Raw genomic sequence first — 7,776 nt, 5'->3', positions numbered from 1 at the left:
GGGTTATAACTTTACGGATTATAACGATAACTTAACGCACCTGAACTACCGTTCACATGGTTGGTTTGTCAATGTAGTAGGGAGTTTCTAATGAACAGTTGGCAAAAAGTTAAAAATCGAAAAGAAGAGAATTTACGCATATCAGGAGAACAGATAATGCGAACTGCGCATAATGCAACAGTGAAAAAGCGAATGCTAAGGGGTATAAAGCAACTATTAGCCTCAGCATTTATATCGATGGCGACAATATCCGTAGCCAATGCGATACCAATATCAGGAAAAGTCTATTTAGATTACGATAATACGGCAAGCAAAACAGAAATGCCGTTAACGGGTTTAAAAGTTGAAGTTTATGATAGTAATCAAAAACTATTATCTGATGCGACAACCAATAAAGATGGAAGCTATAAATTAGATGCCCCGTTACTGGGAACATATAAGGTTGTGGCAAAAACGAAAGAAGGTGAAACCATCGATCGTTCGGTGCAACTTATCGTTGATACTGGCGCCTCTGCTCAGAACTTATTTATCAAAGGGAAAGGCGGTGATATTCATTTAGATGTTAAGGATGAAAAAGGTAATGGCGCCAAAAATATTCCCATTAAACTTATTAATTCTGCATCAACAAAAGAGTTAACGTTTGCCACCAATGATAAAGGCGAAATTGACATAAAAAATACTTTAAAAGCTTATAAGTATGAGCTAATTGTTGATATCGAAGATTTTATTGCTGACTCAAGTAATAAAACGAAATATACCTTATGGGATGCAACATTACCCGATAATTCGCATAAATACATTAATACAATTAGTTTTAATATGACGGGTAAAAACCAAAAAGGTGCATTTAATGTCAAACCACGTAATGAATGGGGTATCGATGGAATCGTAGCTATAGATCAAAACAATGACGGTATCTATGGTGCTGATACGGATACTGGCGCATTAGGTATGAATGTCGAGCTTTACTATCCTGGCACGACAACCAAAGTCTTGGGTACAAAAACGATTACTACAAGCGATGATGGTCGATATCGTTTTAAAAACTTAGCGGTGGCGAGTTATGACATTAAAGTAACTAATGTGAAAGCGCCTTATATCGCGCTTAGCAAACTTGAACAAAACGTCAAAATAACAGATGCAAATAACCAAACAAGTGGTCCGACATTTTTATTAAAAATTGATCCAAATGATTCAAGTTTATCAGGTATATCTGGTCAGGTATTTGTCTTATCAAATCAGCATATGCCTAGGGGGCCTGATTCTGGTCAGAATTATAATATGTTACCAGTGTCAAATAGTACTTATTTAGAAACCCCTGTCGATCTTTATCAACACGATGGTAGTTCATGGAAAAAGATTGCTACACAAAAGACAAATAAGAGCAATGGTTTATATCAATTCCGTGGTTTGGCGATCGGCAAAGATTATAAAGTGGTCATTAACGAATCTGGTATAGATTCAAATTCCTATATTTTTGTGAATGATTCTGATGGTAAATCAACCAGTACTTCACCAAAATCAAGAAGTAGCCATAAAGGGAAAGTAAAACTTAGTAATGGTACTCAGGCTAATATCGCCCCTAAAGAAATTATTGTTGTTGGTTTAGGTAAAGGAACCAAATCGAGTCGAAACTTTTGGTATTCTCCCGTTCGAGAGAAATTGGGAACGTTAGTTGTTGACGGCAATATTAGCACAGCTAATTTACAGTCAGCTTGGGATGGTGTGGTTGATGGTGTCAGCCTAACAAAAACGGCTTCAACTTACATGAAAGTCTCTTTTTATGAAGAAGATGGCGTAACCCCGCTTCTTGATAAACAAGGAAAACCATTAGTTGCAACGTACGGTAAGCCTGGTTATTATGGCGTGCTTGGTCTGTTAGCTAGGATATCTGTTCCGATCGATCATGCAGGGTTATATACTTATAGAATTGATGACATGAATAGCGAACTTGAAATTGAACGTTCGACAGGTGATTATATCTTAACGATACAAACGGGACTTTCACACCAAAATGCTATTTTTTTCAAACCTAAAAAGCCGAACACTTTATCTGGTTATGTTTATCTGAATAATAGTCATCCTGGTGCTTTGGGTAATTATAATCAAAATGTAGATACAGCAATTAAATTTGCCCAGGTATCGTTATACAAAAAGCAGTCAGATAATACATGGAACTTATTCACAAATTACGGTACGGATAAGGACGGTTATTATAATTTTACAAATCTACCGGATGGTCAATATCGTGTTTTAACTAAACCAATTTTTTCTGCTGGTAGCAATTTTAATTCACAAGATATTGAACTTGAAAATAATGATAAAAATACTGGCGTTCAAAATAACCAGTCAGTTTTTGAAATAAAAATTGAAGGTGGAAAAGTTCATAATAAGGGAACTAACTTTTGGTATAAGCTGAAACAACAAGATTATGTTGTTCGCGGTAAAGTTTACCTAGATACAGTTTCTGGCAAAGGGACACTAGACGTTAATGTAGCTGGGTCTTATGATGATCTACCACTTTTTGATGCGACAGTCTTACTTTGTAAAGATAACAATGCTTGTGTAATAGGTGGACAAAGTGTTATTGCATCTAAAAAAACAGGTGCTGATGGGCTTTATAAATTTACCGGCGCTGATGGGCTAACAAGTGGAAAAGATTTTATCGTTAAAGCATTACGTAAAGGTGTAACTGTAGTAGAAAATAGCAGTCAAAATCTTGCAGCTAGCCATAAAATTCGATTTGACAAACTTGGTGCACCGATAGTTAAAAACTTCCTTATGCAAGGAAAAGGTTATATTTATGCTATGCCTGTTAATGATATGAATGGCGATAGGCATGGTTCTGATTCAGAGAGAGGGTCTAATACATCAAAAGTCTATTATTGGGATAAAAACAGTAATGATTATCAATATTGGGGTCAGTTCTGGACGATTGTGTTGTACTCATTACCGGAAGGCAAATACCGTATAGTTCACAATCCGGGCGAAAATTTTATCGACATTGCGGATATGGATCCAGCAACACCACCTGGAACGTTAGATTTTGAAGTATTAGCCGATGGTTCACTTGCCAATAAATTAGATAAAAATAAATTATATCTAATGCAAGCTCAAGTTGTACCATCAAATACGACCGAGGCAATTTCGGGCAAGCTTTATCTGGATGTAACAGGTTCTAAAAACAAAGAAGGTGCAGCTGAGCTCACTAAAGATGAGCTTACTAAGTATAATAAAGCTGGCTCGTTAACCGTGAGTGGCATTTTTACACCTCGCATCTACCCAGGATATTTTAACGGTAATGTTGACGATATTTTAAATAAACCTGACTTTACTGATAAAGCGGTAAAATTCACGGGTGAATTTGCTTATACTGCTGCGAATTCAACGCGTGGAAAATTGTATCTAACCAATATGTTATTACGTTTAACGGGGCTGGATACCAATCAATTTGAATTAGTGGGTAACAGTGGTCAAACAAAAGGCGATTATCTACCTACAAAAGTAAAATCAAATCTGGAATATATGCAAGTTGCACCTCCAGGTTTACTGGGAGCACAAGATCAGTACTGGTTAGTAAAACTGAAAAATAATACTGAGATCAGTGGTCGACTTTATTATGATTATGACTATGATGGTCATTTTACTTCGGGTACGAATGATACTGTGATTTCGGGGGTAACCGTTGAGTTATATCGTGATGGTAAACTCTATGCAAAAACTAAAACCGATAAGTCCGGTATATATACGTTCAAAAATTTATTTAATGATACTTATACCGTTAAAGTTACTGAACAGGGTTTAGATAAACAACGTTATGAATTAAGTAGTGTTTCAGATACGGTAAAAGGTATTGCCATTACTGGAAAAACACCTAAAGTAACAGGTGGTAATTTAGATTTTATTTACAAGAAGAACGGCGATGCAGGGATCACCGGTCATGTAATGGTTGATATTAACAATAATGGTAAACTGGACATTCAAGTTAATAAGACCGGGGACATGGCGATACCGGATGTAAACGTCAAATTATATAAATTTGATGGTAAGAATCGTACGTTTTATCGTGAAGTAAAAACGAATGCGAAAGGTTACTATAGCTTTAGTGGTATTGATTTAAATACTGATTATATTGTTGAAATTGAGCCAACAAAAGGTTTTGGTGTTATCGCTAATACAGAGGGTAATACAAATATCAATTTAAAACCGATTCACTTTGAAGATGTTGGAAAAACTGTACAAAACCAATACTTCCTATTAGCAGGAAGTTCAAATAGTTCACCGTCAGCTGGTATAAACAGTAGTAATGCAATTAACAGCGGAATTTCTGGAAAAACCTTATTAAATGGTAGTAATCCAAAACCAATTATTAAAGTGTTAATTGGTTTGCGTGATGCAAACAATAACGAGATTGCACGTCAGTATACCAATGATAAAGGTGAATATCACTTCTATAATCTACCAAAAGGGAAGTATAGCATTAATATTGTCGCTTCTCCGGATGGTTATTCATTAGTTAAAAACAGTAAAGGTACTACTCAACCAATTGATACTTTATCTGGTCTAGATTTGACTAATGTTGGTATAAAAGACAATAATTTTTATTATAAAGAAGGGAGTGATGACGGTATTGGTGGTAAAATCTATATTGATTATGCCGATAATAATACCGATTTTAATAAGTTAAATGAGTTTGCCTCTTTACTTGATAGTAAAACCTCGTACACCGTTGAGTTACGTAACGGTTTAGACGGTACCGGTAAGCTATTAATGACCAAAAAAACTGTGGATGGTGAGTATCATTTCTCTAATATTGGTGATAGTGCTGACTATTCCGTGGTACTGAAATTAGACGCTAATGCCGACTATGAGCTTAAACAAAGTTCAGCTGGTAAAGATAAGAATAAACATCTCGTTATTCCGGTTCCGAATTTACCAAAAAAAGGTTCATTGAATAACAATTATCTGCTAGTAGGAAAACAAAAAATCGGTGGTTATGTCTGGGTTGATAAAAATGGCAGCAAAGACAAACAGGATGACGAAGGGCTTGATGACATCAAAGTGACCCTTAACTACCAGGCACCGGGTACAACGAATTATGTCAAACTTAAAGAGGTTAAAACCAACCAATCAGGTTACTATAAGTTTGAAAAATTACCGAAGGGTGTTAACTATCAAATTAAAGTTAGCACACCGGATGGAATGCAATTAATTGCGAACACTGTCATAAAAGACAATAAAGATATCATTCCGTTTGAACCGTTAGACGGAGATAAGTTAACTAATAGTACAGCGTATAAATACAATGGTACGATAAAAGGTCATGTGAGTATTGATGTCGATAACAGCCAAACGAAAACGGCTGTAGACGGAAACTTAGCAGGACTGAAATTAACGCTGAAAAGTGGCACACTTGAACGAAAAGCCACGACTGATAGTAATGGTAATTTTGCAGTAGATAATTTATCGATTGATGATTGGGTTATCACGGCAGACAATTCGCAAAGTGTGACCGGCTACCAATTGAGTTATACCCAAACGGGTAATAAAGCAACAACGTCAAAAGACTTATCATTAACGGTTAAGCTTTCAAAGCAAAATCCAGCGGTGAATGACGTTGAAATAGGTTATCGCGGCAGTGCAGTTATCAAAGGTTATGTGGTGATCGATGCCGATAACAATGATAAATACAGTGAAAAAGATATCGCCTTTGGTGCCTTAACTCCGCCAATTACGCCGAAACTGGTGCTAACATCGGCGAAATCCGGATTTGTAGAGCAAGCAATTAAGGTTGATGCAAAAACCGGTTTATTTGAGGTAAAAGACTTAAGCCAACATGATTATGTGCTGAAAATTGATGATAAAGCGCTCGAGAAATCCGGTTATAAACTGGTGTTCAGTCCGAATTCAACGGCAGTGACCAATCAGGTGACGTTTAGTGTTAATGGTCCGAAAGATGACCGTTTCTCGGCCGGTAATGTTGCAGAGAAACAAGCATTTGGCTTTAAAACTTCAAACGCCTTAAAAGGGACAATCTATAAAGATTACTCAGGACAAGGAGCCCATCAGCCTTATCACGTGGGCACGTTATCAGGGGTGAAAGTTGTAGCGACAAACAGCAATGGCTTAAAGTTAGAGGTAGAAAGTGGCAGTAAGGGTGAATATGAGATAACCAATATAGCAGCAGGTAGCTGGACGATAACTGTAGAAGCACCGTCAAATTCAGGTTATGACTTCAGTTATGTGGCACAGAAAGTGGGTGGTGCCATTACGTCAATTACCGGAAATGGTGCCGTTGTCAATATCCCGTCAGCATCTTCGGCAAACAAAATCACAAAAGTTGATTTTGGTCTGAAAGGACAGGCGAGCATTGAAGGTCAGGTAGTAATAGACGTGAATGCGAATGATGGCGCGGTGATCAATGCACAGGATATCGGAATTGATAAGCTATTTGCTGACTACACGGTAGGATTATATGTAGATAATAATCTGGTGAAAGAGGTTAAAGCGGTCAGTACCGGAAGCACAGAAACGGAGTTAGGTAACTACCGATTTGAGAACTTAGTATCGGGTGTTGATTATCAGGTGAAAGTGAGTCGTCCGGTAACGGATTATGTTAGCAGCTTTATGTTAACTGACAGCAAACACAAAGTAACGGTTGATCAGACTGACAGTGAAATGAGTGAAACTTATCAATTTGCCGGTGCAACGGACAAAGCAACCGGTGTAAGTTTTGCGTGGAAAGGTACCTCCAGTATCAAAGGTAAAGTTTACTTAGACGGTAATGATGACGGGATTTATAACGCATCGCATGACAGCAATGTTAATGCCGCATTAACGGTGAAATTGAGTAATATCAACAATCCGATATTGCAGACAACACAAACCCTTGCTGCCGGAGAGATGGCTTATGAAATAACCGGTCTTATTCCTGGTAAATGGCAAATTGAAGTAGAAGGCGTACCGAGCACGTTACGGGCAAGCTTTGACCCGGATGATGCGCACCATGATAGCAAAGGTCAATTAATGTTACCGAAAACGGCAAATATGGCGACAGTAGAAATTACCGGTAACTTAACCGATCAGGACTTTGGTTATATCCATGGCGGTATTATTGAAGGAAAACTGGTAGAAGACCGTGAAGGTAAAGGTCTGTCCAGTCTGTCAGCGTTAACCGGATTGTCGGGTGCAGATGTCTATTTGTTAGACAATACCCAAAAACACCTGATGAACAAAGAGAATAAACCACTATCCTTTATGACAAACAGTGATGGTAAGTTTATGTTCCGTAATCTGGAGATAAATGCCGATTCGAAATACAGTATCCGTTTACTGTTTGGTGAATATCACGATGGTGTGGTTGGCTCAGATAAAACCAATCCATTATACGAAAAAGTGCCATATTTTGAACAATATATCGATAGTAATGGTAAAGTGGTTAAACATGACTTAATTGATCTTGCCACACCACCAGCTTCGATTGTTTATAATGGCTCAGGTGGTATGCAAACATTGCCGGTTAAGCTAAATGATGGAAGCAGCACCTTTAGTGCAACAAGTAACGATATCGTATTGGGTTACCGAGTACATAATGCGGATGTAACCGTAATAAAAACGGCACTGAAGGATAATGTCATGGTGGGTGATATCGTCCCTTATACCATTAAGGTGATTAATAATTCGTCACACAAATCACGCATTAAAATAAAAGATATTTTACCGTCAGGGTTTAAGTTCGTGAAAGGTTCATCGCGTTTAAATGGCAAAAAAGTAGCG

1 protein-coding gene is annotated in these 7,776 nt (G+C 37.5%); it reads left to right on the top strand.

What is annotated here, in order from left to right; genetic code table 11:
* Positions 1 to 90 precede the first annotated feature (90 nt).
* A partial coding sequence (locus ACKJXD_RS11755) for an SdrD B-like domain-containing protein (RefSeq protein ID WP_430876399.1) occupies positions 91 to 7,776 on the top strand: 7,686 nt, incomplete at its 3' end.

This window comes from Gilliamella sp. G0441 (genome assembly GCF_050589305.1).
In the GTDB taxonomy this organism is placed as follows: domain Bacteria; phylum Pseudomonadota; class Gammaproteobacteria; order Enterobacterales; family Orbaceae; genus Gilliamella.
Note: the sequence above shows the minus strand (reverse complement) of the source record. Positions and strands in the feature narration are given on the sequence as shown.